This window comes from Mycobacterium sp. IDUB_39 (assembly GCF_055419205.1).
On sequence record NZ_JBVAXF010000001.1, the window covers coordinates 176,133 to 199,956 of the forward strand.

General features: G+C 67.3%; 23 protein-coding genes. 11 read left to right on the forward strand and 12 right to left on the reverse strand.

Annotation, left to right across the window (positions count from 1 at the left end; genetic code table 11):
* Nucleotides 1-42 precede the first annotated feature (42 nt).
* The 5 genes from rfbB (at nt 43) to mmsB (ending at nt 5,374) form a co-directional block, all read left to right on the forward strand.
* Nucleotides 43-1,038: a dTDP-glucose 4,6-dehydratase gene (gene rfbB / locus ACZY0X_RS00855; protein ID WP_463767725.1), complete on the forward strand. Its 996-nt coding sequence runs from the start codon at nt 43-45 to the stop codon at nt 1,036-1,038.
* A complete protein-coding gene (gene rfbC, locus ACZY0X_RS00860) occupies nt 1,035-1,637 on the forward strand; it encodes a dTDP-4-dehydrorhamnose 3,5-epimerase (RefSeq protein ID WP_463767727.1) in 603 nt (200 codons plus the stop codon). The genes rfbB and rfbC overlap by 4 nt, the downstream gene beginning before the upstream one ends.
* A 156-nt stretch (nt 1,638-1,793) precedes the next feature.
* Nucleotides 1,794-3,314 carry a CoA-acylating methylmalonate-semialdehyde dehydrogenase gene (locus ACZY0X_RS00865; RefSeq protein WP_463767728.1) on the forward strand — a complete coding sequence of 507 codons (1,521 nt, stop codon included), beginning with the start codon at nt 1,794-1,796 and terminating at the stop codon, nt 3,312-3,314.
* A gap of 9 nt (nt 3,315-3,323) precedes the next feature.
* Complete coding sequence (locus tag ACZY0X_RS00870) at nt 3,324-4,487, forward strand: acyl-CoA dehydrogenase family protein (protein WP_463767729.1); 1,164 nt, start codon at nt 3,324-3,326, stop codon at nt 4,485-4,487.
* Between the two features lie 11 nt (nt 4,488-4,498).
* Nucleotides 4,499-5,374: a 3-hydroxyisobutyrate dehydrogenase gene (gene mmsB, locus ACZY0X_RS00875; protein ID WP_463767730.1), complete on the forward strand. Its 876-nt coding sequence runs from the start codon at nt 4,499-4,501 to the stop codon at nt 5,372-5,374.
* Here mmsB and ACZY0X_RS00880 read toward each other — a convergent pair whose 3' ends face one another.
* Nucleotides 5,375-6,142, reverse strand: coding sequence for an HAD family hydrolase (locus ACZY0X_RS00880; protein WP_463767731.1), 768 nt, complete (start codon nt 6,140-6,142; stop codon nt 5,375-5,377).
* A 117-nt stretch (nt 6,143-6,259) separates the two neighbouring features.
* Between ACZY0X_RS00880 and ACZY0X_RS00885 the strand changes: the two genes are divergently transcribed.
* Nucleotides 6,260-6,919 carry a response regulator gene (locus ACZY0X_RS00885; protein WP_463767732.1) on the forward strand — a complete coding sequence of 220 codons (660 nt, stop codon included), beginning with the start codon at nt 6,260-6,262 and terminating at the stop codon, nt 6,917-6,919.
* Nucleotides 6,916-8,166 carry a GAF domain-containing sensor histidine kinase gene (locus ACZY0X_RS00890; RefSeq protein ID WP_463767733.1) on the forward strand — a complete coding sequence of 417 codons (1,251 nt, stop codon included), beginning with the start codon at nt 6,916-6,918 and terminating at the stop codon, nt 8,164-8,166. The genes ACZY0X_RS00885 and ACZY0X_RS00890 overlap by 4 nt, the downstream gene beginning before the upstream one ends.
* An 11-nt stretch (nt 8,167-8,177) precedes the next feature.
* Here ACZY0X_RS00890 and ACZY0X_RS00895 read toward each other — a convergent pair whose 3' ends face one another.
* From ACZY0X_RS00895 to secY, 10 genes are all read right to left on the reverse strand, one after another.
* Nucleotides 8,178-8,681, reverse strand: coding sequence for a MarR family winged helix-turn-helix transcriptional regulator (locus tag ACZY0X_RS00895; protein ID WP_463767734.1), 504 nt, complete (start codon nt 8,679-8,681; stop codon nt 8,178-8,180).
* A gap of 38 nt (nt 8,682-8,719) precedes the next feature.
* Entirely contained in the window at nt 8,720-9,757 is a 1,038-nt protein-coding gene (locus tag ACZY0X_RS00900) for a pyridoxal phosphate-dependent aminotransferase (protein WP_463767735.1), read from the reverse strand.
* Entirely contained in the window at nt 9,754-10,791 is a 1,038-nt protein-coding gene (locus tag ACZY0X_RS00905; RefSeq protein ID WP_463767736.1) for a 3-oxoacyl-ACP synthase III family protein, read from the reverse strand. The genes ACZY0X_RS00900 and ACZY0X_RS00905 overlap by 4 nt, the downstream gene beginning before the upstream one ends.
* A gap of 8 nt (nt 10,792-10,799) precedes the next feature.
* On the reverse strand, nt 10,800-11,447 hold the full coding sequence (locus ACZY0X_RS00910) for an SRPBCC family protein (RefSeq protein ID WP_463767737.1): 648 nt from the start codon (nt 11,445-11,447) through the stop codon (nt 10,800-10,802).
* Nucleotides 11,428-13,128, reverse strand: a complete 1,701-nt coding sequence (locus tag ACZY0X_RS00915) for a thiamine pyrophosphate-binding protein (RefSeq protein WP_463767738.1) — start codon at nt 13,126-13,128, stop codon at nt 11,428-11,430. The genes ACZY0X_RS00910 and ACZY0X_RS00915 overlap by 20 nt, the downstream gene beginning before the upstream one ends.
* A gap of 69 nt (nt 13,129-13,197) precedes the next feature.
* A complete protein-coding gene (locus ACZY0X_RS00920; protein WP_463767739.1) occupies nt 13,198-13,938 on the reverse strand; it encodes an anti-sigma factor family protein in 741 nt (246 codons plus the stop codon).
* Entirely contained in the window at nt 13,935-14,450 is a 516-nt protein-coding gene (locus ACZY0X_RS00925) for a sigma-70 family RNA polymerase sigma factor (RefSeq protein ID WP_463767740.1), read from the reverse strand. The genes ACZY0X_RS00920 and ACZY0X_RS00925 overlap by 4 nt, the downstream gene beginning before the upstream one ends.
* A gap of 158 nt (nt 14,451-14,608) precedes the next feature.
* Entirely contained in the window at nt 14,609-15,403 is a 795-nt protein-coding gene (gene map / locus ACZY0X_RS00930) for a type I methionyl aminopeptidase (RefSeq protein WP_463767741.1), read from the reverse strand.
* Nucleotides 15,404-15,406: 3 nt separating this feature from the next.
* The gene (locus ACZY0X_RS00935; protein WP_463767742.1) at nt 15,407-15,952 is read right to left on the reverse strand and encodes an adenylate kinase; all 546 of its coding nucleotides are present in this window, start codon (nt 15,950-15,952) and stop codon (nt 15,407-15,409) included.
* Nucleotides 15,949-17,274: a preprotein translocase subunit SecY gene (secY, locus tag ACZY0X_RS00940; RefSeq protein ID WP_241400760.1), complete on the reverse strand. Its 1,326-nt coding sequence runs from the start codon at nt 17,272-17,274 to the stop codon at nt 15,949-15,951. Before secY ends, ACZY0X_RS00935 begins: the two co-directional genes overlap by 4 nt.
* Before the next feature lie 291 nt (nt 17,275-17,565).
* Between secY and ACZY0X_RS00945 the strand changes: the two genes are divergently transcribed.
* From ACZY0X_RS00945 to ACZY0X_RS00955, 3 genes are read left to right on the forward strand one after another with little or no spacing between them, the layout of a single operon-like run.
* On the forward strand, nt 17,566-18,465 hold the full coding sequence (locus ACZY0X_RS00945) for a class I SAM-dependent methyltransferase (protein ID WP_463767744.1): 900 nt from the start codon (nt 17,566-17,568) through the stop codon (nt 18,463-18,465).
* 23 nt (nt 18,466-18,488) lie between these two features.
* A complete protein-coding gene (locus ACZY0X_RS00950; RefSeq protein ID WP_463767745.1) occupies nt 18,489-19,442 on the forward strand; it encodes an SAM-dependent methyltransferase in 954 nt (317 codons plus the stop codon).
* A gap of 33 nt (nt 19,443-19,475) precedes the next feature.
* The gene (locus ACZY0X_RS00955) at nt 19,476-20,375 is read left to right on the forward strand and encodes an SAM-dependent methyltransferase (RefSeq protein ID WP_463767746.1); all 900 of its coding nucleotides are present in this window, start codon (nt 19,476-19,478) and stop codon (nt 20,373-20,375) included.
* Between the two features lie 285 nt (nt 20,376-20,660).
* Here ACZY0X_RS00955 and sppA read toward each other — a convergent pair whose 3' ends face one another.
* The gene (sppA, locus tag ACZY0X_RS00960; RefSeq protein WP_463767747.1) at nt 20,661-22,445 is read right to left on the reverse strand and encodes a signal peptide peptidase SppA; all 1,785 of its coding nucleotides are present in this window, start codon (nt 22,443-22,445) and stop codon (nt 20,661-20,663) included.
* 123 nt (nt 22,446-22,568) lie between these two features.
* Here sppA and ACZY0X_RS00965 point away from each other — a divergent pair, with 123 nt between their 5' ends.
* Nucleotides 22,569-23,801: a serine hydrolase domain-containing protein gene (locus ACZY0X_RS00965; protein ID WP_463767748.1), complete on the forward strand. Its 1,233-nt coding sequence runs from the start codon at nt 22,569-22,571 to the stop codon at nt 23,799-23,801.
* Nucleotides 23,802-23,824: the final 23 nt, after the last annotated feature.

The window sequence follows — 23,824 nt, forward strand, 5'->3', positions numbered from 1 at the left end:
GGGCTTCAGTCCGGGGAGCATGTCAACGCTAGGGTTCTGGCCATGCGATTACTGGTCACCGGTGGCGCGGGATTCATCGGCGCGAACTTCGTGCACGACGCGCTGCGTTCGCACCCCGATGTGGACGTGACGGTTCTCGACGCGTTCACCTACGCCGGCAGCCGGGAGTCGTTGGCGTCCGTCGCCGACGACATCCGCCTGGTGCACGGGGACATCGCCGACGCCGGACTGGTCGACGAGCTGATCGCCGGGTCCGACGCCGTCGTGCACTTCGCGGCCGAGACGCACGTCGACAACGCGCTCGCCGATCCCGAGCCGTTCCTGCGCGCCAACGTCATCGGCACGTTCACCATCCTGGAGGCGGTGCGCCGCCACGACGTACGGCTGCATCACGTGTCCACCGACGAGGTGTACGGCGATCTGGAACTCAATGATCCGGCGCGGTTCACCGATGCCACCCCGTACAACCCGTCGAGCCCCTACTCCGCGACCAAGGCTGCCGCGGACCTGCTGGTGCGGTCCTGGGTGCGGTCCTACGGCGTGCGGGCGACGATCTCGAACTGCTCGAACAACTACGGGCCGTACCAGCACGTGGAGAAGTTCATCCCGCGCCAGATCACCAACGTGCTGACGGGCAGGCGCCCCAAGCTGTATGGCGCGGGCGCCAACGTCCGCGACTGGATTCATGTCACCGACCACAATCGCGCGGTGTGGCGCATCCTCGCCGACGGCGATATCGGCCGGACGTATCTGATCGGCGCCGACGGGGAACGCGACAACCTGACGGTGATGCGCACAGTGTTGCGCCTGATGGATCGCGATCCCGATGACTTCGACCAGGTGACGGACCGAGTCGGCCACGATATGCGTTACGCCATCGACCCATCGCCGCTGCGCGACGAATTGGGTTGGACGCCACGGCACGTCGACTTCGAGGCGGGCCTGGCGGCCACCATCGAGTGGTACCGCGACAACGAGACGTGGTGGCGCCCGCTCAAGGAGTCGGTCGAGGCCGTCTACGCGGGGCGCGGCCAGTGACCTTCCGGGAGCTCTCGGTGCCGGGCGCATGGGAGATCACCCCCATCGTGCACGCCGACTCGCGGGGCGCGTTCTACGAGTGGTTCACCGACGATGAGTTCACCGCGATGACGGGACACCGCCTCGACCTTCGCCAGGCCAACGTCTCGGTGTCATCGGCCGGTGTGCTGCGCGGTCTGCACTTCGCCCAACTGCCGCCAAGCCAGGCCAAGTACGTGACGTGTCTTCGCGGCGCGGTCTTCGACGTCGTGGTCGACATCCGAGTCGGCTCACCGACGTTCGGCCGGTGGGACTCGGTACTGCTCGATGATCAAACCCATCGGACGATCTACCTGTCGGAGGGTTTGGCGCATGGTTTCCTTGCGCTGCAGGATGATTCGACGGTGTCCTACCTGTGCTCGGCAGGCTACTCCCCCGGCCGGGAACACACCATCTGCGCCACTGATCCGGCCCTGGGCATCGTTTGGCCCCATGTCGACGGTGCCGCGCCGACGCTGTCCGACCGCGACGCCGCTGCGCCCTCGCTCGCCGACGTCGAGGCCGCCGGGCTCTTGCCGTCATGGGACGACGTCCAGGCGTTCACCTCGAAACTGCGGTGAGATCGGCCAAACGGCCGTTTCCGCGATCTCCCCGCAGCCTCGACGATTCTGATTAATTGCGTTCGCAAGCAACTCCCCTATTGACCTCTTGCGCATGCCGCTGATCATTTACTAGGATATCCAAGTAATTAGCGATCGTCGGCCTAGGGACATGTCATGACCACAAAGATTCCGCACTTCATTGACGGCAAGCGCAGCGAGCTGGCGTCGACCCGCACGGCCGACGTCCTCAACCCGAGTACCGGCGAGGTCCAGGCGCAGGTCCTACTTGCCTCGACCGCCGACGTCGACACGGCGGTGTCCAGCGCCGTCGCCGCGCAGCGCGAATGGGCAGCCTGGAACCCCCAGCGCCGCGCCCGCGTGCTGATGAAGTTCGTCGAGCTCGTCAACGCCAACACCGACGAGCTCGCCGAGCTGCTGTCAATCGAGCACGGCAAGACCGTCGCCGACTCGCGTGGTGACATCCAGCGCGGTATCGAGGTCATCGAGTTCGCGATCGGCATCCCGCATCTGCTCAAGGGTGAGTACACCGAGGGCGCCGGCACGGGCATCGACGTCTACTCACTGCGCCAGCCGCTCGGCGTCGTCGCGGGCATCACACCGTTCAACTTCCCCGCGATGATCCCGCTGTGGAAGGCCGGGCCCGCACTGGCCTGCGGCAACGCCTTCATCCTCAAGCCCTCAGAGCGCGACCCGTCGGTGCCGTTGCGGCTGGCCGAACTGTTCATCGAGGCCGGGCTACCCGCGGGCGTCTTCCAGGTCGTGCAGGGCGACAAGGAGGCCGTCGACGCGATCCTGCACCACCCGGACATCCAGGCCGTCGGCTTCGTCGGCAGCTCCGATATCGCGCAGTACATCTACTCCACAGCGGCCGCCAACGGGAAGCGCTCGCAGTGCTTCGGTGGCGCCAAGAACCACATGATCATCATGCCCGACGCCGACCTGGACCAGGCGGTCGACGCCTTGATCGGCGCCGGCTACGGCAGCGCGGGCGAGCGCTGCATGGCGATCAGTGTCGCGGTGCCCGTCGGCGAGGAGACCGCGAATCGGTTGCGTGCCAAGCTCATCGAGCGCGTCAACGGTCTGCGCGTTGGACACAGCCTCGACCCCAAGGCCGACTACGGCCCACTGGTCACGGGCGCTGCGCTCGAGCGCGTTCGTGACTACATCGGCCAGGGCGTCGAGGCCGGCGCCGACCTGGTGGTCGACGGCCGCGAACGCGCCAGCGACGACTTGACATTCGATGACGCCAGCCTGCAGGGCGGCTACTTCATCGGACCCACGCTGTTCGACCACGTCACCAGTGACATGTCGATCTACACCGACGAGATCTTCGGCCCGGTGCTGTGCATCGTGCGGGCGCACGACTACGACGAGGCGCTGGCCCTGCCGTCCAAGCACGAGTACGGCAACGGCGTGGCGATCTTCACCCGCGACGGCGACGCCGCCCGCGACTTCGTGGCCAACGTGCAGGTGGGCATGGTCGGCGTCAATGTGCCGATCCCAGTTCCTGTGGCCTACCACACCTTTGGCGGCTGGAAGCGCTCCGGATTCGGCGACCTCAACCAGCACGGCCCCCATTCGATCCTGTTCTACACCAAGACCAAGACCGTCACACAGCGTTGGCCGTCGGGCATCAAGGACGGGGCCGAGTTCTCCATCCCCACCATGAAATAGTCCTGCGCCATGGACTATCACGGATTGGACGAGGACGAACGCGTCATCGCCGAGACGGCGGCGGCGTTCGCCGAGAAGCGGCTGGCACCATACGCTTTGGAGTGGGATGCCGCCAAGCACTTCCCGGTCGACGTGTTGCGATCATCCGCCGAGCTGGGCATGGCCGCCATCTACTGCCGCGACGACGTCGGTGGCAGCGGATTGCGCCGGCTCGACGGGGTGCGGATCTTCGAACAGCTCGCGTACGCGGATCCCACCGTCGCGGCGTTTCTGTCGATCCACAACATGTGCACGTGGATGGTCGACACCTACGGCACCGACGAACAGCGCAAGAGCCTGGTACCCCGGCTCGCGTCGATGGAGTTGATCGCCAGCTACTGTCTCACCGAGCCGGGCGCGGGGTCCGACGCGGGTGCGTTGCGCACCAGGGCTGTCAGGGACGGCGAGCACTACATTCTCGACGGCGTCAAGCAGTTCATCTCCGGCGCCGGTGTCTCCGACGTGTACATCGTGATGGCCCGCACCGGCGGTGATGGACCCCGGGGCATCTCGGCATTCGTCGTCGAGAAGGACACGCCCGGTGTGAGTTTCGGTGCCGACGAGGACAAGATGGGCTGGCACGCCCAGCCCACCGCTCAGGTGGTCTTCGAGGGGGCCCGGGTGCCCGCTGATGCGATGCTGGGCGGCGCCGGCGGCGAGGGCACCGGGTTCGGCATCGCGATGTCGGGTCTCAACGGCGGCCGCATCAACATCGCCGCCTGCTCGCTGGGCGGAGCGCAGGCCGCCTACGACAAGACGCTGGCTTACCTGGCCGACCGCGAGGCGTTCGGCATGACCCTGCTCGACGAACCCACCATCCGGTTCACGCTGGCCGATATGGCGACATCACTTGAGGCGTCGCGAAACCTGTTGTGGCGCGCCGCCTCCGCGCTCGATGACGACCATCCGGACAAGGTCACGCTGTGCGCCATGGCCAAGCGCTACGTGACCGACTCGTGCTTCACCGTCGCCGATCAGGCGCTGCAACTGCACGGTGGCTACGGCTATCTCACTGAGTACGGCCTGGAGAAGATCGTCCGCGATCTGCGGGTGCACCGCATCCTCGAGGGAACCAACGAGATCATGCGCGTGGTCATCGGGCGGGCAGCGTCCGTCCGGGCCCGCGCGTCTTAGGAGAGAAGTACATGACCACGATCGCATTCCTGGGACTCGGCCACATGGGTGGCCCGATGGCCGCCAACCTGGTGTCCGCCGGCCACACCGTCCGTGGCTTCGACCCGGTCGCCGAACTCAAGGAAGCCGCGGCGGCCAAGGGCGCGCAGGTCTTCGACAGCGGCGCCGAAGCCGTCTCGGATGCGGATGTCGTCATCACCTCGCTTCCCAACGGCGACATCGTCAAGCGGTGCTACGCCGAGGTGCTTCCCGCCACCAAGGCCGGCGCGCTGTTCATCGACACCTCCACCATCTCCGTGGACGACGCGCGCGAGATCCACGCCAAGGCCAATGCCGCGGGCTTCGACCAGCTCGATGCGCCGGTGTCCGGTGGCATCAAGGGCGCCACCGCGGGCACGCTCGCCTTCATGGTCGGCGGTGAGGACGCCGCCGTCGAGCGAGCTAAGCCCATCCTGGATCCGATGGCGGGCAAGGTCATTCACTGTGGCGCCTCCGGTGCGGGCCAGGCCGCCAAGCTGTGCAACAACATGGTGCTGGCGGTGCAGCAGATCGCGATCGGCGAGGCCTTCGTGCTCGCCGAGAAGCTCGGCCTGCCCGCGCAGTCACTGTTCGACGTCATCACCGGTGCGACCGGCAACTGCTGGGCGGTGCACACCAACTGTCCGGTGCCGGGACCGGTGCCGACCTCACCTGCCAACAATGATTTCACGCCGGGTTTCGCGACGGCGCTGATGAACAAGGACCTCGGCTTGGCAATGGCCGCCGTCGAGTCGACCGGTTCGGCCGCACCGTTGGGCACTCACGCCGCCGAGATCTATGCGAGGTTCGCGCAGGACCACGCGGACAAGGACTTCAGCGCCATCATCGAGGCGCTCCGCAGCAAGTGACTATCGGCCGGACCAGTACCGGCGGTGCATGCCCTCGCAGCCCGACGCCAGCAGGCCGTCGTACTCCGAGCGCACCTCGGCGGCGCCGGTGAAGTCCGCACCCGCGGTGTAGGCCGTGGTCACCACGAGCGTCGCAAGCTTCGCGGCGCGCGCGGCCCTCAGGCCGTGCGCCGTGCTGGCCACCGCCAGCGCAGCCTCTGGTCCGAGCCCGAGTTCCCACAGTGCGTGGCCGTGCAGATCCGGCTCGGGGCCGGGACGGGTGAGATCGTCAGGTGTCACCACGGTCTGTGCGATGCCGTCCCCGAGCAGCTGCCGGACTAGCGGCACCACCCAGGACCGTGCGCCCGTGCTGAGGACCGCGACGGGCGTTCCCGCGAAGTACAGGCTGTTCACCAGATCCTCAAGCCCCTCGCGTGGGATGACGTCGCCGCTGAGCACCGACCGCTCGAACAGCTCGTTCTTGGTGCGGTAGACGTGCGCGGCGACCTCGGTGCTGACCCGGCCGAAACCGCGCCTACGAAGGGCGGAGGCGATGCGTCGTTGTTCGTCACCGATGCGGGCCAGTCGGCCGTACTCATGTACCGACCAGCTGATATCCAGACCGTGCTCGGCGAACGCGGCGTTGAACGCCGCGCGCTGACCGTCACGCTCGACGTCGGCCAACGCCCCGTCGAGATCGAATATCACCGCACTCAGCGGCTCGACCGCGGCATCGGCTGGCCTACCCGAGTCCCACCAGAACGTCCGCTGCGCACACTCAACCTCCATGCTCCGTAGAGTGGCCCACATCACGCCCGTCCAACCTCCCCCATTCGGGGGATTCGGGTGGCCATTCGGGGTTGCCGTCTTGGGCTAGACAGTTCTCTACCGGAATAAGGTGAACCAATGGCGGCCACACCTGTCCGGCTCATGCTGGTCGACGATCACGAGATGGTCATCGAGGGTCTCAAGGCCATGCTGGCTGCCTTCAGCGACCGGGTCGAGGTCATCGGGCAGGCTGTCGGTGCCGAACGAGCGCTACAGGTCGTCGACGACCTCGACCCCGACATCGTGCTGTGCGACGTGCGGATGGCCGGCGCCAGCGGTCTGGACCTGTGCGCCGAGCTGCGCGCCCGCGCACCCGGTCGCAAGGTCGTCATGCTCTCGGTCTACGACGACGAGCAGTACCTGTTCCAGGCGCTACGGGTGGGAGCGTCGGGATACCTACTCAAGAGCATCAGCAGCGACGAGTTGGTGCGCCAGCTCGAGTTCGCGCACCGCGGTGAGAGGGCGATCGACCCCGGCATGGCCGCCCGCGCCGTTGACACCGCGGCGCGCATGCAGCGTGACGAGTTCTGGCCGGGCGCACGGCAGGGCCTCACGCAGCGGGAGAGCGAGATCCTGTCCTGCGTCGTCAATGGCCTGTCCAACAAGGGCATCGCCACCAAACTGGTGATCGGCGACGAGACCGTCAAGACCCATCTCCGCTCGGTCTACCGCAAGCTCGGCGTCAGCGACCGCACGGGCGCCGTGGCGACCGCGCTTCGCGAGGGGATCTACCAGTGAGCTGGCCCGCGACACCCGGCAGGGCCAATGCCGTCCGCGATCTGGTCGACGCCGACCGCGAGTTGGCACTGCTGCGTGAGCTGATCCAGGCGGCCTCCAGTGGTCCGGGCGTCGAGCCGCTTGCCGAGGCCGCGGCGCGCATGATCACCGCCGCCACCGCGACCGACGTGTGCTTCGTGCACGTGCTCGACGACACCGAGCGCTCACTCACCCTCACCGGCGCCACCCCGCCGTTTGACAGCGAGGTCGGAAAGATCCGGCTTCCGTTGGGGCAGGGGGTGTCCGGTTGGGTGGCCAGCCATCGCGAGCCGGTGGTGATCATCCACGACAAGGAGTCCGACCCGCGGTACATGCCGTTCGAGTCGCTGCGTGGTTCTGACTTCACATCCATGGTCTCGGTGCCGATGGAGACCGACCCCGGCGGGTTGGTCGGCGTGCTCAACGTGCACACCGTGGCACGGCGCGAGTTCACCTCGCGAGACGTGGAACTCCTGCTGGTGATCGGTCAGCTGATCGCGGGTGCGATGCACCAGGCTCGTCTGCACCGCCAGCTCGTCGCCCGCGAGCGCGCCCACGAGAACTTCGTGGAGCAGGTGATCGAGGCCCAGGAGATCGAGCGCCGCAGGCTCGCCGGTGACATCCATGACGGGATCTCCCAGCGGCTGGTGACGCTGTCCTACCGGCTCGACGCCGCGAGCAGAGCCGTCAGTGACGACCGCGACGACATCGCGACGGCGGCCGAGCAACTGGCGATGGCTCGCGAGCTGGTGGCGCTCACCCTGGGTGAGGCGCGCGCCGCGATCGGCGGCCTGCGCCCGCCGGTACTCGACGACCTCGGTCTCGCGGGTGGGCTGGCCAGCCTGGCGCGCTCCATTCCGCAGGTCGACGTCGACGTCGACCTCGCCGACACCCGACTTCCCGATCACATCGAGATCGCCCTGTACCGGATCGCGCAGGAATGCCTGCAGAACGTCGTCAAACATGCCGAGGCGTCCAACGCCCGGTTGACGTTCGCCGTGAACTCCGACGATTCCGGCGATACCGCACGGCTCGAGATCGTGGACAACGGAGTCGGTTTCGACACTTTCGAGAATCCGCTCGGCGGCGACGAGATGGGCGGCTACGGCCTGTTGTCGATGGCCGAGCGCGCCGAGATCGTCGGCGGCAGGCTCAACATCCGGTCGCGGCCGGGGTCCGGCACCATCGTGACGGCGACGATTCCCATACCGTCGCCGGTCATCGACTGAGCGCTGGCGCGTTAGAAGTCACCGGCGTGGCGGCGCAGCGACTCGACGGCGGTGGCCAGTGTGCGGGAGTCCGCGTCCGACATCCCGATGTCGGCGAACACGTCGCTGTTGAGCGTCTCCGTGGCGTCCTCGACAGTCGATCGACCCAGATCGGTCAGCCGCACCAGCGTGGTGCGACCGTCGGTGGGATGTGGGATGCGCTCGACCAGGCCGTCGGCCTCGAGCCGCCTGATGGCGTGCGTGACGCTGGTGACGTGCACCTGAAGACGGTCGGAGGCCTTCGTGATCGGTAGCTCGCCACTGCTGGTGAACGCCAGCAGACGCAGTAGCTCGAAGCGCGAGAAGCTCAGGTCGTAGGGCCGCAGTGCGTTCTCGACACGAGCCAGCAGGATCTGGTGCGCCCGCATGACCGACGTCACCGCGACCATGCCATCTGCCACATCACCCCAGCCGGCGCGCTCCCAGTTGCTGCGCGCGAGAGCGATCGGGTCATGCTTGGCGGGATGGGAGGGCACGCCCCTTCATACCGCACTCGACGGGCTGGATGCTGGAATCAGGCGCTCACCCACGCCTGGGCCAGCACAGCGAGCACCTCACGCGAGGACCGCCGACTGCCGATGCTGATCCGCACACCGCCGTCGGCGAAGATGCGCACCCGCAGTCGCGAGTCGGCGAAGACCTCGCGCCAAGGCCTCCCCTGCGCGGGTAGGTAGACGAAGTTCGCATGACCCGCTGTGCTGTATATGCCCATCGAGCGCAGCTGTGCCCGCAGGTAGCCGCCCTCCGCGCAGATCGCGCTGATCCGATGGCCCAGTTCGACTTCCGCGTCATACGAGGCGGCGACGCCCACCAACGCCGTGGACCCGATACCGAACGGCAGCTGCATGGTCCACAACCGCTGAGCCAGGTCCGGCGCGCAGAAGCCGTATCCGACACGTAGCGCGGCCAGCCCGTACGCCTTCGAAAACGTCCGCAGGACGACGACATTGGGATACCGGGCCACCAGCGCCGGCCCGTCGAGCCGGTGCTCGGGGCTCAGGAACTCGACATAGGCCTCGTCGAGCAGCACGACGACATCCGACGGCAGCTGGCGCAGGAACCGTTCGACACCGTCGACGGACTCGATGGTCCCGGTCGGATTGTGCGGTCGGCACACCACGACGACGCGGGCCCCGGTCGCTGCCTCGGCCATGGCGTCCAGGTCGTGGTGGCCGTGGCGGTCGAGCGCGACGGTCACCGACTTCAGGCGGGCCATCTGCGCGAAGATCGGGTAGCCGTCGAAGGTGGGCGAGGACATCACCATGACGTCGCCGGGCGCGGTGACGGCGTGCAGCACCTGCATGGCGACACCGGTGGCGCCCGCGCCGACCACCACCTGGTCATCACGCACGCCGACCCGGCTCGCGATCAGCGACCGGAGCCGTTCCGGCAGGAAGTCGGGATAGCGGTTGGCCGTGTCCAGGGAGGCGGCCAGCGCGGACCGCACCGACGGTAGCGGCGGAAAGGGATTCTCGTTGAGCGACAGCGCAAACGGGCTCTGCTCACCGACGAGCGACTCGAGGTCGCTGGCCACGGCCAACGGGGTGCTCATGCGGCGCGCCCGCCCCACCTGACGGCTGCGGCCCCGGCGAAGTCACCGGCGTGCGCGAACGCCGCCATCAGCACGACGTCACCCCTCTTGCACTTGCCGTCGGCGATCGCGCGATCGAGATTCACCGGGATACCCGCGGCGAAGAGGTTGCCGCAATCTTCAAAGGTGTCGACATGTCGCGCCTCGGGCAGCTCGAGCGCGTCACGCCAGTTGCGCAGGAACACCCGGTTCGGCTGATTGGTGACCAGCAGGTCGAGGTCCTTTGGCGCCATACCGATTCGGTCACACACCGCGTACGACACCTCCGGCACCTGCCGGTTGCCGCGCGCCAGCACCTTGGTGATCTTGGCATCGGTGAACCCGATACTGCCCTCGCCCGGGCCAGCCTGCCACCACTTGCGGGGCGGGTCCGAGGCGATGGTCATCTCCCCCGCGTACTCACCGTACGTCCGGCATTCGACGCCCAGGATCGGCGACTCGTCCGACGCGGTCACCAGCCCCACGGCCGCCCCGTCGCCGGGTACCGCCGCCTGTGCCTTGCGCCGCACCGTCTTCTGATCGAACACCTGCCCTGCGGCGTTCTGCGCAACGGCGATCAACGCGGTCCGTCCCTCGCCGGACGCCAGCAGGTTGCGGGCCAGCTTCATGGCCAACACGAACGCCGCACACCCGCCGTTGTGCAGGTCGATGACCCAGTTCGGCTTCATGCCAAGGCGATGCGCGATACCACCACCAGCGCCGTAGAAGGGCATGTCGGGCAACTGCGTGTGCGTGATCAACACATCGACGTTGCTCAGCGTGTCGGTGCCGTGCCGGTCGATCAGACCTGCGGCGGCCCGTTCCACCATGTCGATGGCCGACTCGTCCGGCGCGACGTGGTGGCGGAATCGCGGCGCACGAAACATCAGGTTCTCGCGCAGGTCGTCGGAGTCGGCGAACTGCGCGTAGTAGTCGGCCGGAACCGGCGGACCGGGCAGGTAGGTCGCGACGTCGACAAGGCTGACGGCGGGCATCCTGGGATTAGTGTCAGTCATGGGGCTACTCATCTCATCCACACCGGCGAGACCGGCAGGCCGTTGCGATGCCGGTACTCGGCGATCGCCTTGAGGTTCCTCAGCTCCAGCAGGTGGCCGGCGCCGAACATGTCCCAGAAGTCACCGACCCAGACGGGCCGTTGCGTCGGCGCGGTCTCAGGGTAGGGATTGTCGTCGTAGAACGGGTGGTGGCAGTTCGTCCAGAGCACGACCGAGCCGGGCTTGTCGAGCACCACCTGCGCGTCGACGACCCGCATCAGGTAGACCATCCACAGGTGGCGGCCCTGATCCCACGCGCAGTGGTAGTCGACGGTGCGTGCCTGCGGGTTCGCGACTGTGCGCGTGTAGATCTCGGTCTCCGACCCCAACCGGTCGTAGGCCACCCACAGCCCTCGTTCCTCGGTGGGCGTGAAACCGCGCAGGCTGTACGTCCACTCCTCCAGGCTGCGGGTGTCCGACAGGTACTCGTACAGCTCGTCTGGCGGGCAGTCGATGTAGTCATTGACGGTGCAGTACTCGCCGAACACCTGGTCGTGCGGGTACACCGATCGCATCATCTCCAGGATGATCGGCGTCGCCTTCTCACGCGGCGCATTCTCGATGCGAATCACACCGTCAATGGGGGTGGTTATGTCGTCAAGCGCGGGCAGCGACATCGTCGGTCATCTCCTCGTCGATCAGTTGGTTTTGGATAGCAGCGAGAAACGGTGCGAAGGGCGGGATCTCGTCTGCCGAGCACTCGATGCTCACCACCGACGGCCCGGTGTGTGCGAAGGCGTCGCGCAGGGTCGCGGACAGGGCCGCGGTGTCGACGACGTCGATGGACGGCAGACCCGGGAACATCGCGGCCAGGCCGGCACCGAGCCGGCTCGGTGTGAAGCGGTTGTAGCTGTACTGGTCTCCGTAGAACAGTTGTTCGCGGCTGACGCACATGGCGTGGGCGTTGTTGTTGAACAGCACCACCGTGATCGGCAGCTGGTACTGAACGGCCGTGTGAATCTCCATGCCGTGCATGAAGAACGACCCGTCGCCCGCGATGACGACGGTCCTGCGCCCCCTGGCGAAGCACATGCCGATCGCGGCGCCGAAGCTGTAGCCCATGCCCCCCATACCGAGCGCGACGACGAATCGCCCGTCCCGCCGCACGGGGAGGTGGTGGATGGCCGCGGCGCCGCTGTTGCCTGCATCCACGACGATGTCGGCGTCATGGGGCAGCGCCTCGTCGAGTGCCGTCATGGCGGCGCGGTAGCGCACCCCGCGGCCGTCGTGCTCGGGTGGCTGTAACTCGCGTCGTGGCAGGGCGTTACACACCCGCAGCCCGCGTGGCCGGCCCACGCCAGTCAACGCGCGGACGAGTTCGCTCAACGATGTGCGCAGATCACCGGAGTGCACGTGCAGGCCCGGCACATAGGGCCGCACCGACCCGATCGACACCACCGACACTCGGTCGAGCGCGTCATCGAGCCCGGCTCGGGCGGTGACCGGCAGTCGCGCGCCGACCAGGAGACACACCGAGCTGTCCGCCACCGCGTCCGCGACCGCCGGGTGACCCATCACGCCGGTGACACCCAGCGCCGACGAGGCGCCCAGACCCGGTGACCCACTGGTGTCCTTCGCGTCGGGCACCGTCGCAACGGAGGCGCGCAGCACGGCGCGCAGTTCCTCTAGTTCGGCGCGCGCGTCGTCGCGGGCCACCTGCTCACCGGCGATGATGGTGACCGGGCCGAGCGCGCACCGCAGTGCGTCGACGACCGGCGCGAGGTCCTCGACCCATGCCCCGGCCATCATGTCATCGACATCTGCCACCTCGATGATGCTCTGCTGTACGTCCTTTGGCAGCAGCAGTACAGCCGGCCCGCCGGAGCGTGCGGCAGCGATGGCCTCGGGAAGTGCGGTGACGATATCGGCGGGGTCGACGATTCGGCGGCAGTACACCGACACCGCGGTGAACACCGCGACGGCGTCGATCGATCCGCCCAGCCCGCTGGTGTCCTGGAAGCTGCCGTGGCCGTCCATCACGGTCGGAGCCTGGCCCACGAGCGCCAGCACCGGGACTCGACTGGTGTACGACTCCCCCAGTGCTGCAACGAGGTTCAGAGATCCGCCACCCGATGTGGCAGCCACCACGCCGAGACTCGACGACGCCCTGGCCAGACCGTCGGCCATGGCTGCCGCCGAGAACTCGTGTTTGGCCAGCACGCCGGTGATGTCATCCCGCCCGAACATCGCGTCGTACAGGTCCTCGATGTTGGCACCGTCCACCCCGAAGACGAAACCGACTCCACGAGCCGCGAGTTCGTCGATGATGTGGTCGACCACCCGGCCTCTGCTGCCCATTGCTCACCTGCTTCCTGATCTGCAGGTGACACGACGCCGGTGGCGTCGGGGTTCACCGCATCAGGGAACTCACAGGGTGCGCTCAAGCAGTACCTTTCCCGTGTCGGTGGAAACAAGTTGCACCGAGGCGATCTCCTCCTTCGGCAACGGCGTGTTGCCACTGGGCAGAGCGGTGGCCCCGGACAGGCCGAGCCAGGTGGCGATCTGAGTCGCCTTGCCATCCCTGCCGACGACCACCATTCCGAGGTTGCTCGGGGGCGCGCTGCCACCACCGGACCACTGACCGTACGAGCACGCCATGTCGATGCGCGTGCCCCACCCGTAGCTGCTCAGCGCAACGGTCGCGCTGAACGGGGTCGGCTCGAGCTTGGTCATCTCGAGTTCCTGCGCAGTGACCTGCGACGACCCGTTCTGCAGCCCGAACACACCCGGCTGGATGGCGACCACGAGACCGATGGCCACCAGCGCGGCGGCCACGCCGACGGCGGTCGCCATCAACCACCGCGACCGGCGACGGCGCCACCGCACCTTGTCCAGTACCTGCTGACGCACCTCTGGCCGCAGCGGCGGCGGTTCCGCCTGCGTGGCGCCCAGCGACGCCACGTCCTCGGCGTCGAGCATGGCCAGTAGCGCCGGCATGCCGGAGATGTCGGCGACGGCGGCTCGGCATCGGTCGCACGTCTCCATGTGCGCCTCGTACTCGCGTCGCTCGACACTCGAGAGCGAACCGAGCACGTACGCGGCATCCCACGTCGCGTATCGATCACCCTCGAGCGGTTCCACGCTTCGGGGTCCACCCAACTGTGTCATCGTGTCACCCCCATCTCCTGCAGGTTGAGTCGCAGCGCGCGTACCGCGTAATGCAGCCGCGACTTGACGGTGCCCTCGGCGATCTGCAGTGCGTTCGCGATCTGTGCGACGCTCTGCCCTTGGTAGTAGGCCCGCACGATCACCGCGCGGTGATCCTCCGACAGTTCACTCATGGCCGTGCCCAGTAGTAGCTTGTCCAACGCGTGGTCCACCTGGTCGGGCCCCGCCCGATCGGCGACCGCCTCGATGTCGGCGGTCCCGGACTCGTTGCGGTATCGGGCACTGCGCGTCTCGTCGATGATCAGGTTGCGCGCGACGGTGAACAACCACGCCCGCGCCGAGCGGTCGGCGTCGTAGGTCACCTCGGGATGACGCCAGGCGCGCAGCAGCGTCTCCTGCACCACGTCCTCCGCGCGCGCCGCATCTCCGGTCAAACGCATCACGTAACGCCAGAGCGCGCCGGCGTGCTCGTCGTAGAGAACCCTCATCATGGCGGCCTCAGGATCATCCATTCCCAACCTCCGCCAGTTAACACGCAGCGGACGGCTGCGCGGTTCAACCGAGACGACAGGTCTTGTGCGCAACCACAAGGGACTATGCCCCAACATCGCCGGTCGCGAAAGGTGCATGCGCCGATTCGCCGCGCAAACGCGGGCAACGCCCCGACGCCCTACAGCGTGAGGATCCGCGGTCCGTCCTCGGTGACCGCCACGGTGTGCTCCCAGTGTGCGGCACGGGAACCGTCGGTGGTGACGACCGTCCAGTCGTCGGACAGCACCTTGGTGTTCGTGGTGCCGAGGGTGAGCATGGGTTCGATGGCCAGCACCGATCCCGGTTCCAGATGCGGGCCGCGCCCGGGCGCACCCTCGTTGGGCAGGAAGGGGTCCATGTGCATCTGCCTGCCGATGCCATGACCGCCGTAGCCCTCGACGATGCCGTACCTGCGGCCGTGGCTCTCCTCGGCGGCGCGGGTGCCGTTCTCGATCGCGTGCGAGACGTCGGTGAGTCGGTTACCCGGCACCATCGCCGCGATACCGGCCTCCATCGACAGCCGCGTGGCCTCCGACAGCAGCTCGTCGGCGGGAATCAGCGGGCCGACTCCGAACGTGACCGCCGAGTCGCCGTGCCAGTCGTCGAGGATGGCACCGCAGTCGATCGACACCAGATCGCCGACCACCAGCACCTCATCGCGTGCCGGGATCCCGTGCACGACTCGGTCGTTGACCGAGGAACAGATGCTGGCGGGAAACCCGTGATATCCGAGAAACGACGGGATACCGCCACCGTCGCGGATGACGGCCTCGGCCACGGCGTCGAGGTCAAGCGTCGACACTCCGGGGACGGCGGCGGCGCGCACCGCCTTGAGCGCCTTGGCCACCAACGCACCCGCCGCGGCCATGGCGTCGAGTTCTGCGGCGCTGCGTGTGGCGACGACCTTGCGGCGCCTACCGGGCAGGCCGATCATCGATTACCTACCGAGTGCCTGCAGTGCTCGGGCGAAAACCTCGTCGAGCGTGCCGATGGCATCCACAGTCTTGAGTTCGTCGCTGTAGTAGTCCAGCAGCGGCGCCGTCTCGTCGCGGTACACGTTCATGCGGTTGAGGATGACGTCATCGGTGTCATCGGCGCGGCCGCGGCCCTTGAGGCGTGCGAGCAGCTCGGCCTCGGAGACGCGGAACTCGACGACAGCGTCGAGTTTCAGATTGCGCTTCGCCAACATGTCGCGCAGTGCCTCGGCCTGTTCCACCGAACGCGGGTAACCGTCGAGGATGAAGCCATCGGCGGCATCAGCGTTGCTGATCCGGTCGTCAACCAACGCATTGGTCAGCGTGGAGGGCACCAGGTCGCCGGCATCGAGGTACTTCTTGGCCTCGAGCCCCAGCTCGGTCTCGTTGCTGATGTTGTGGCGAAAGAGGTCGCCGGTGGAGATGTGCGGAATGCCGAGCTTCTCGGCCAGCTTCTCCGCCTGTGTGCCCTTGCCAGCGCCCGGCGGGCCAAGCAAAACGATTCTCACTTGAGGAACCCTTCATAGTTGCGCTGCATCAGCTGGCTCTCGATCTGCTTCACGGTGTCCAGGCCGACGCCGATCATGATCAGCACCGCGGTACCGCCGAACGGCAGGTTCTGGACCGAACCGGTGTTGCCCATCTCCAGGAAGAGGTTGGGCAGCACGGCGATCACACCGAGGTAGATGGAGCCCGGCAGAGTGATGCGACTGAGTACGTACCGCAGATAGTCGGCGGTCGGTTTGCCGGGCCGGATGCCCGGAATGAACCCGCCGAACTTCTTCATCTCGTCGGCACGTTCATCGGGATTGAACGTGATCGAGACGTAGAAGTAGGTGAAGAAGATGATCAGGCCGAAGTAGATCGCGATGTAGGCCGGGCTGGCGGGGTTGGTCAGGTAGTTCGCCACGAACTTGGCCCACCACCCACTGCCCGGGTTGGCGCTGCCACTCTGGATGAGCTGGGTGATCAGCTGCGGCACGTAGATCAGCGACGACGCGAAGATGACCGGGATGACGCCGGCCTGGTTGACCTTCAGCGGCAGGTAGGTCGAGGTGCCGCCGTACATCTTGCGGCCGACCATGCGCTTGGCGTACTGCACCGGGATACGGCGCTGACCCTGCTCGACGAAGACCACACCGACGATGATGATCAGTGCCGCGACGCAGACGAGCGCGAAGACCATGCCGCCACGGCTCTCGAGGATGGTCTGGCCCTCCGCGGGAATGCGGGCCGCGATACCGGCGAAGATCAGCAGCGACATGCCGTTGCCGATGCCACGCTCGGTGACCAGCTCGCCCATCCACATCACCAGCGCTGCGCCAGCGGTCAGCACCAGCACGATGACGACGAGGGTGAAGATCGAGGAGTCCTGGATGATCTCCAGCGAGCAGCCCTGCAACAGGCCACCGTTAGCGGCCAGCGCAACGATCGACGTCGCCTGGAGAACCGCCAGCGCGATGGACAGATAACGCGTGTACTGCGTCATCTTGGCCTGGCCGGACTGGCCTTCCTTGCGCAGCTGTTCGAAGCGCGGAATCACCACCGTCAGCAGCTGCACGATGATGCTGGCCGTGATGTAGGGCATCACGCCGACCGCGAACACCGACAGCTGCAACAGCGCGCCGCCGGAGAACAGGTTGATCAACGAGTAAATCTGCGCTGAGTCACCGCCACTGACCTGCTCGATGCACTTCTGCACGTTGGGATAGTTCACACCGGGCGACGGCAGTGAAGCGCCGGCTCGATACAGGATGACTATGCCCAGAGTGAAGAGGATCTTGCGTCTGAGGTCGGCCGTCCGCAGCGATGAGATAAAAGCCGAAAGCACTCTTCCTCCTGCGCAGCCGAGTCCGAGTCGCGGCGTGCAAATGGGGCTGGCTTGACCAGCGCATTGGGGTTACGTCCCGCACGAACTGGCCGCAAGCTCACAGCCTGCGAAGTCGCGCGTCAAACAGTCTACGAGAGTAACAGCCGCGACCGCTCCGACTCGCATCCGATGGGGGTCCGGCCACTCGAACCGAACTCCCAAGTTCGAAGCGTACAGTCAGAACCGAGTTATTAACTGTGCTAATTAAAACCCAGCCAGTTAAATCCACCCCAGTTACTTTGGAGAGTCGCAATGGCGCGTTCAGAGGACGACACCTGGGATCTAGCGTCCAGCGTGGGCGCGACAGCGACGATGGTCGCCGCCGCCAGGGCAATCGCCTCACGCGAACCCGACGCCCTGATCCAGGACCCCTATGCCGCATCGCTGGTGCGGCAGGTCGGTATCGACTTCTTCACCAAGCTCGTGGACGGGGTCGTGCAGCCCGATGCCGTCGGCGACGGCGGTACGGCCAAGGCGATGACCGACGTGATGGCGGTACGCACACGCTTCTTCGACGACTTCTTTCTGGGATCAGAGGGTGTCTCACAGGCCGTGATCCTGGCGTCCGGTCTGGACTCGCGCGCCTACCGACTGCCGTGGCCGAGTGGCACCGTCGTCTACGAGATCGACCAGCCGCGGGTCATCGAGGCGAAGAGTGCCGCGATGACCCGGATCGGCGCGTCGGCCACATGCGATCGTCGAACCGTCGGCATCGACCTGCGTGAGGACTGGCCCGATGCGCTTCGGCGTAGCGGCTTCGACCCCGGCCTGCCGACCGCCTGGAGCGCCGAGGGCCTGCTGGCTTACCTGCCGCCGGAGGCACAGGACCGCCTGTTCGACGACATCACCGCGAACTCGGCTCCGGGCAGCCGACTCGCCACGGAGGACCACCCCGACGGAGGTGCCGCCGTCGCCGCGCGCGCCGCGGCGATGAACGACGTCTGGCGCGACCACGGTTTCGACCTGGACATGGGCGAGCTGTTCTACGGCGGCGAGCGCACGCCCGTCATCGACTACCTGACCGCGCACGGCTGGCAGGTCAGTGCCCGCTCGCGTGCCGAGGTCTTCGCCCACTACGGCCGCAGATTCGAGATCAGCGGCGATCTAGCACCCATGAGTGGCTCGCTGGCCGTCATCGCCACCAAGAGCTAGCCACCAAGAGTTGAGGAGTATCGATGACCCGTACCGACAACGACACCTGGGACCTGGCCTCCAGCGTCGGCGCCACTGCCACCGCGGTCGCCGCGTCCCGAGCGGCCGCCTCACAGGGGCCCGATGCACTTCTCGCCGACCCGTGGGCCGACCCGCTGGTCCGCGCCGTCGGCATCGAGCACTTCGTCAAGTTTCTCGACGGTGACGACGACGTGGCCGCCGGAGGCGATGGGCGGCTCGCCGCCGGCGACGATGGGCGGCTCGCCGCCGAGGATGACCCGCTGCTCAACCGGCGCGCGATGAATGAGCAGATCACCGTGCGCACCCGCTACTTCGACGACTTCTTCATGCACGCCTCCCGCGACGATGTCCGCCAGGTGGTGATTCTCGCGTCAGGACTCGACACCCGCGCCTACCGGCTGCCGTGGCTGCGTGACACCACCGTCTATGAGGTCGACCAGCCCGCGGTGATCGCGTTCAAGACCGACACCCTTGCTGGCCTCGGCGCCGAGCCCACCGCACAGCGCCGCACCGTGTCGGTCGATCTGCGGGACGACTGGCCCGCCGCACTGCGGGCCGCCGGCTTCGACAGCAGCGCGCCCACCGCGTGGAGCGCCGAGGGTCTGCTCGTCTACCTACCCCCAGAGGCTCAGGATCGGCTGTTCGACGACATCACCGCGCTGTCGGCACCCGGCAGCCGGCTGGCCACCGAACACATGGACATGGCGTCACTGCCCGCCGACTGGGCGGACAAGCTCACACAGCGATCGAAGCGGATCGGATCCGATATCAACCTCGCGGAGCTGTTCTACCTCGGTGAGCGCAACAGCGCCGCCGACTATCTGACCGCCCGCGGATGGCACGTCGACATCCGCCGGACCGATCAGGCCTTCGCCGCCAACGGGTTCGAGCTGCCCGACGACGAGCTGGCGGCCTTCGGGGGCGATTCCGGATACCTCACTGGCACGTTGAACTAGACCGAACAAGACAGACCGAGACAAAGGAGACCCATGGCGAGATCAGATGGCGACACCTGGGACCTGGCCTCCAGCGTTGGGGCGACGGCGACGATGGTCGCCGCGCAGCGCGCGCTGGGCCACCGGGAGAAGCTGATCGAGGATTCCTATGCCGAGCCGCTGGTGCGCGCGGTCGGCATGGAGTTCATCCTCCGCATGCTCGACGGTGACTTCAACTTCGAGGACATCGACCCGGTGTTCACGGCGCGGCTGGCGGCCGAGGCCATGGCGGTCCGCACCCGATGGTTCGACCAGATGTTCCTCGACGCGGCCGCCTCGGGTGTGCGCCAGGCAGTGATCCTGGCCTCCGGTCTGGATGCCCGCGCGTATCGCCTGCCGTGGCCGGACGGCACCGTGGTCTTCGAGGTGGACCAACCCGAGGTCATCGCGTTCAAGACCACGACCCTGGCCGATCTCGGTGCCACGCCGACCGCCACCCACCGCACTGTCGCCGTCGACCTGCGGGAGGACTGGCCCAGCGCGCTGCGCGACAACGGCTTCGATCCGAAGCAGCCAACCGCGTGGAGCGCTGAAGGTTTGCTGATCTACCTACCGTCGGAGGCGCAGGACAGGCTGATGGAGGACATCACCGCATTGTCCGCACCGGGTAGCTACCTGGCCACCGAACGCGTACCCGACGTCGCGGCATTCACCGAGGAACGGTCCAAGGAACTGTCCGACCGCATGAAACAGCTCGGCTCGGATATCGAGATGGGCGACCTGGTCTACAAGGGTAAGCGCACCAACGTCATCGACCATCTGCGGGAACTCGGCTGGGCGGTGACGGCGTCGGCGATGCGAGAGGCTCACGCGGCCAATGGGTTCGATGTGCCCGATGACGCGTCGTGGTCGGCATTCACCGATCTGATCTACGTCCGCGCCAAGTTGGGCTGAGTACACCTCAGGCCCGGCGTTGGGGGAAGTGCGAACACTTCCCCCAACGCCAGCCCGGCCGTCGACCCTAGGGCCGCGGCGGACGGGGGCCCCCACCCCCGCTGGTGCGCCGAGCGCCGCCTCCCCCGCCGGGCACTCGGCACGTTCCGTTCCTCCCCGGCCGCAACGCAGTATTGATGTTAGGCCGGTTGACGCAGCCGATGAATCGGGGAAACCCCTAATGTTTTGCCAGCCACACCTCAGGGTGGGGACGCCAGGACCGGTCGTTGCGGGACGGGCAAACCGCTAGAAGCGGACATCACCCAGCCACGTCGCGGTGACCCCGGACATGGAGCGTTGCGCCTGCGTCCATGCCCCGGCCAGCGAGCGGCCCAGGATGGCACCGACGGCATCTGGCAGCGAGGCCGCCGCCGGCTGCGATGACGGCTTGGGCCGCAGCTTCTCCAGAATCGACGAACCTGGAAGGTTGACGAGCTTGACGTCGGCGTCCTCGTCGAGACCCGCCAGAACCTTCGCCCGGTCTATCGCTGTGCGAAGTCCGCCGAGCTCGTCGACAAGCCCGCGCTCCAAGGCGTCGGCTCCCGTCCAGACGCGTCCACGGGCGACCGCGTCGACCTCCTGCACTGACATTCCGCGGCCGAGTGCGACTCGTTCGACGAAGTCCGTGTAGAGCAGGTCGGCTTCGGCCTCGACGTGCGCATGCTGCTCCTCGGTGAACGGCGCGTCGACCGACCACGCGTCGGCATTGGCGTTGGTGCGCACCGAATCCGAGCCGATGCCGAGGCGCTCCTTGAGGTCTCGCGCCACCAACTTGCCGGTCACCACGCCGATCGAGCCGGTGATCGTTCCGGCGTTGGCCACGATCGTGTCGGCGGCCATCGACACGTAGTAGCCGCCGGAGGCCGCCACCGATCCCATCGAGGCGACGACGGGCTTACCCGCCTTGCGCAGTCGATCCACCTCGCGCCAGACCGTCTCCGACCCGCTGACCGAGCCGCCCGGGCTGTCCACGCGCAGCACCACGGCCGACACCGAGTCGTCGGCGGCTGCCTCGCGCAGTGCCGCGGCGATGGTGTCGCCGCCTGCGTTTGACCTGCCAAGGGGCAGTGCCTGTGGCCCACCACGACCACTGACGATGGGTCCGGCAAGCGTGACGACGGCGATGGTCGGCTTGGACCCGATACCTGGCAGTGACGGTGGCGTCGGTCCGTTCGCGCGGGCGTAGCGCGACAGGAACAGGCGCGGCGGTGCGTCGGGATGAGTGTCGGCATCCCCGAGCTCCGATGAGACACCTGGCGCTCCAACGAGTTCGGCAATCCTGCCGTACGCCTCGTCACGGAACCCGATGCGGTCGACGAGCCGGGCGTCCAGCGCGTCATCGCGCAGCAGCGGCGCGTTATCGGCCAGTGCGTCGATGGCGGCGGTCTCGATGTGGCGCGACTGCGCCACCGCGGCGAGCACCTGGGCGTGCAGGCTCGCGATCATTGCGCTGTCGGCCTCGCGGTGCGCCTCGGTGTAGGAGTCCTGGGTGAACAGGTTGGCCGCCGACTTGTACTCGCCACGGGCGACGAACTGAGCCTCCACGCCGGCCTTCGCGAGTGCGTCGCGCAGGAACATCGCACTGGTGGCGAAACCCACCAGCCCGACCGACCCTGACGGCTGCATCCACACCTCGCGGAACGCCGACGCCAGGTAGTACGACATCGTGCCGGGATAGGTCTCGGCCCACGCCAGTGATGGCTTGACGTCACTGAAGGCGACGATGGCATCCCGCAGTTCCTGGATCGGACCGGGGGCCGCGGCGGGAATCTGGACGCGGGCGATGAGGCCTGCAACCCGGTCGTCCTCGGCGGCACGATGAATGGCCGCGACGGCCTCGCGCAGAACCATTGGGCGGCCACCGCTCAGCAGCGCCATCGGATCGAATCCGCTGGTCTCCTCCGGCACGGTCTGGAGGTCGAGTTCGAGGACGCAGCCCTTCGGCACACCGTGATTCCGTGCGGTGTCCACCTTGCGGGCCAGTGCCCGCAACTCGTCGGTACCGGGGATGCCAGGAAGGAATGCGAACATTCCTCAAGGCTACCGATCCGTTCACAGACGATCCGGACACCGACGCTGTCACCTGCGACGATCGCCGTTCCCCAGTGTTAGCCCGGTCCCCACCGCCAGAATGACGCGACGGAAGGGGACTCCATGGTGCTCAAGGTGGCCGTGTCACCAGATCTCATCCACGGCGACGTCGAACCCGGCTACGGCAGGATCGCCGACGCGTTTCGAGCCAACTTCACCTCGGGTCAGGAGGTGGGTGCCGCCGTCACCGTCTACCGCGACGACGCCTTGGTGGTGGACCTCTGGGGCGGTTACCGCAACGGTCTGACCAGAGCACCGTGGCAAGAGGACTCGATGGTCAACGTGTTCTCGACGACCAAGGGCGTTGCGGCCCTTGCCGTCGCGGTCGCCGTGTCGCGGGGTCTGTTCCGCTATGACGCGAGGGTCGCCGACTACTGGCCGGAGTTCGCCGCGGCAGGCAAGGGCGAGGTGACCGTGCGTCAACTGCTCGCCCACCAGGCGGGCCTGTCGGCGGTGACGCCGGCCCCCACGCTGGACGATGTCGCCGACCCGTCCAGACTGTCGCCCATGCTCGCGTCGCAGGCGCCCGCGTGGCCGCCGGGCACCCGGCACGGCTATCACGCGATCACACTGGGCTGGTATGAGTCCGAACTCATCCGGCGGACCGACCCGGCCGGGAGAACCCTCGGCAGATTCCTCGCCGACGAGATCGCAGGTCCGCTCGGACTGGATCTGCACATCGGCCTGCCCGCGTCGGTGGACCGTGACCGGATCGCCCACGTGCACAACTGGAAACGTGCCGAGACGCTCCTGCACCTCAACGTGATGCCACCCGGCTTTGTCGCCGCATCACTGAACCCCGTCGGCCTCACGGCCCGCACGGTCTCGGTGCCACGCAACGTCAACGCGTTCGACGGGGACTACAACCGTGATGATGTGCGGTCCGTGGAGATCCCCTCGGCCAACGGGACGGCAACGGCCCGCTCGGTTGCGAGGCTCTATGGTGCGGCCGCGACCGGCGGTGCGGCACTGGGCCTGAACGAGGCCACCTTCGAGGACCTCACCGCGGCGGCGACCACACCCAGCGGCGGCATGCGCGACAAGGTCATGCACGTCGATGTGGCGTACTCGCTGGGCATGTGCAAACCCTTGCCGCACTTCGGGTTCGGCACATCGGGCAGGGCGTTCGGCACCCCGGGGTTCGGCGGTTCCTTCGGGCTGGCCGACCCCGACACCGGCATCGGCTACGCCTACGTCATGAATCGACTCGGCTTCCACCTGTGGAGCGACCCGCGGGAACTGTCACTGCGCCAGGCGCTGTTTCGCGACGTGCTCGGCGCGCGCCCGCAGAGCTAGCGGACGGTCCCCCAACGCAAAAT

Coding starts and splice junctions, on each gene's coding strand:
- rfbB (WP_463767725.1), top strand. CDS start 43: ATGCGATTACTGGTCACCGGTGGCGCGGGATTCATCGGCGCGAACTTC.
- ACZY0X_RS00945 (WP_463767744.1), top strand. CDS start 17,566: ATGGCGCGTTCAGAGGACGACACCTGGGATCTAGCGTCCAGCGTGGGC.
- ACZY0X_RS00885 (WP_463767732.1), top strand. CDS start 6,260: ATGGCGGCCACACCTGTCCGGCTCATGCTGGTCGACGATCACGAGATG.
- ACZY0X_RS00905 (WP_463767736.1), bottom strand. CDS start 10,791: ATGACTGACACTAATCCCAGGATGCCCGCCGTCAGCCTTGTCGACGTC.
- mmsB (WP_463767730.1), top strand. CDS start 4,499: ATGACCACGATCGCATTCCTGGGACTCGGCCACATGGGTGGCCCGATG.
- ACZY0X_RS00880 (WP_463767731.1), bottom strand. CDS start 6,142: ATGGAGGTTGAGTGTGCGCAGCGGACGTTCTGGTGGGACTCGGGTAGG.
- ACZY0X_RS00910 (WP_463767737.1), bottom strand. CDS start 11,447: ATGTCGCTGCCCGCGCTTGACGACATAACCACCCCCATTGACGGTGTG.
- map (WP_463767741.1), bottom strand. CDS start 15,403: ATGATCGGCCTGCCCGGTAGGCGCCGCAAGGTCGTCGCCACACGCAGC.
- ACZY0X_RS00870 (WP_463767729.1), top strand. CDS start 3,324: ATGGACTATCACGGATTGGACGAGGACGAACGCGTCATCGCCGAGACG.
- ACZY0X_RS00965 (WP_463767748.1), top strand. CDS start 22,569: ATGGTGCTCAAGGTGGCCGTGTCACCAGATCTCATCCACGGCGACGTC.
- ACZY0X_RS00955 (WP_463767746.1), top strand. CDS start 19,476: ATGGCGAGATCAGATGGCGACACCTGGGACCTGGCCTCCAGCGTTGGG.
- ACZY0X_RS00925 (WP_463767740.1), bottom strand. CDS start 14,450: ATGGATGATCCTGAGGCCGCCATGATGAGGGTTCTCTACGACGAGCAC.
- ACZY0X_RS00950 (WP_463767745.1), top strand. CDS start 18,489: ATGACCCGTACCGACAACGACACCTGGGACCTGGCCTCCAGCGTCGGC.
- ACZY0X_RS00915 (WP_463767738.1), bottom strand. CDS start 13,128: ATGGGCAGCAGAGGCCGGGTGGTCGACCACATCATCGACGAACTCGCG.
- sppA (WP_463767747.1), bottom strand. CDS start 22,445: ATGTTCGCATTCCTTCCTGGCATCCCCGGTACCGACGAGTTGCGGGCA.
- ACZY0X_RS00900 (WP_463767735.1), bottom strand. CDS start 9,757: ATGAGCACCCCGTTGGCCGTGGCCAGCGACCTCGAGTCGCTCGTCGGT.
- ACZY0X_RS00920 (WP_463767739.1), bottom strand. CDS start 13,938: ATGACACAGTTGGGTGGACCCCGAAGCGTGGAACCGCTCGAGGGTGAT.
- ACZY0X_RS00865 (WP_463767728.1), top strand. CDS start 1,794: ATGACCACAAAGATTCCGCACTTCATTGACGGCAAGCGCAGCGAGCTG.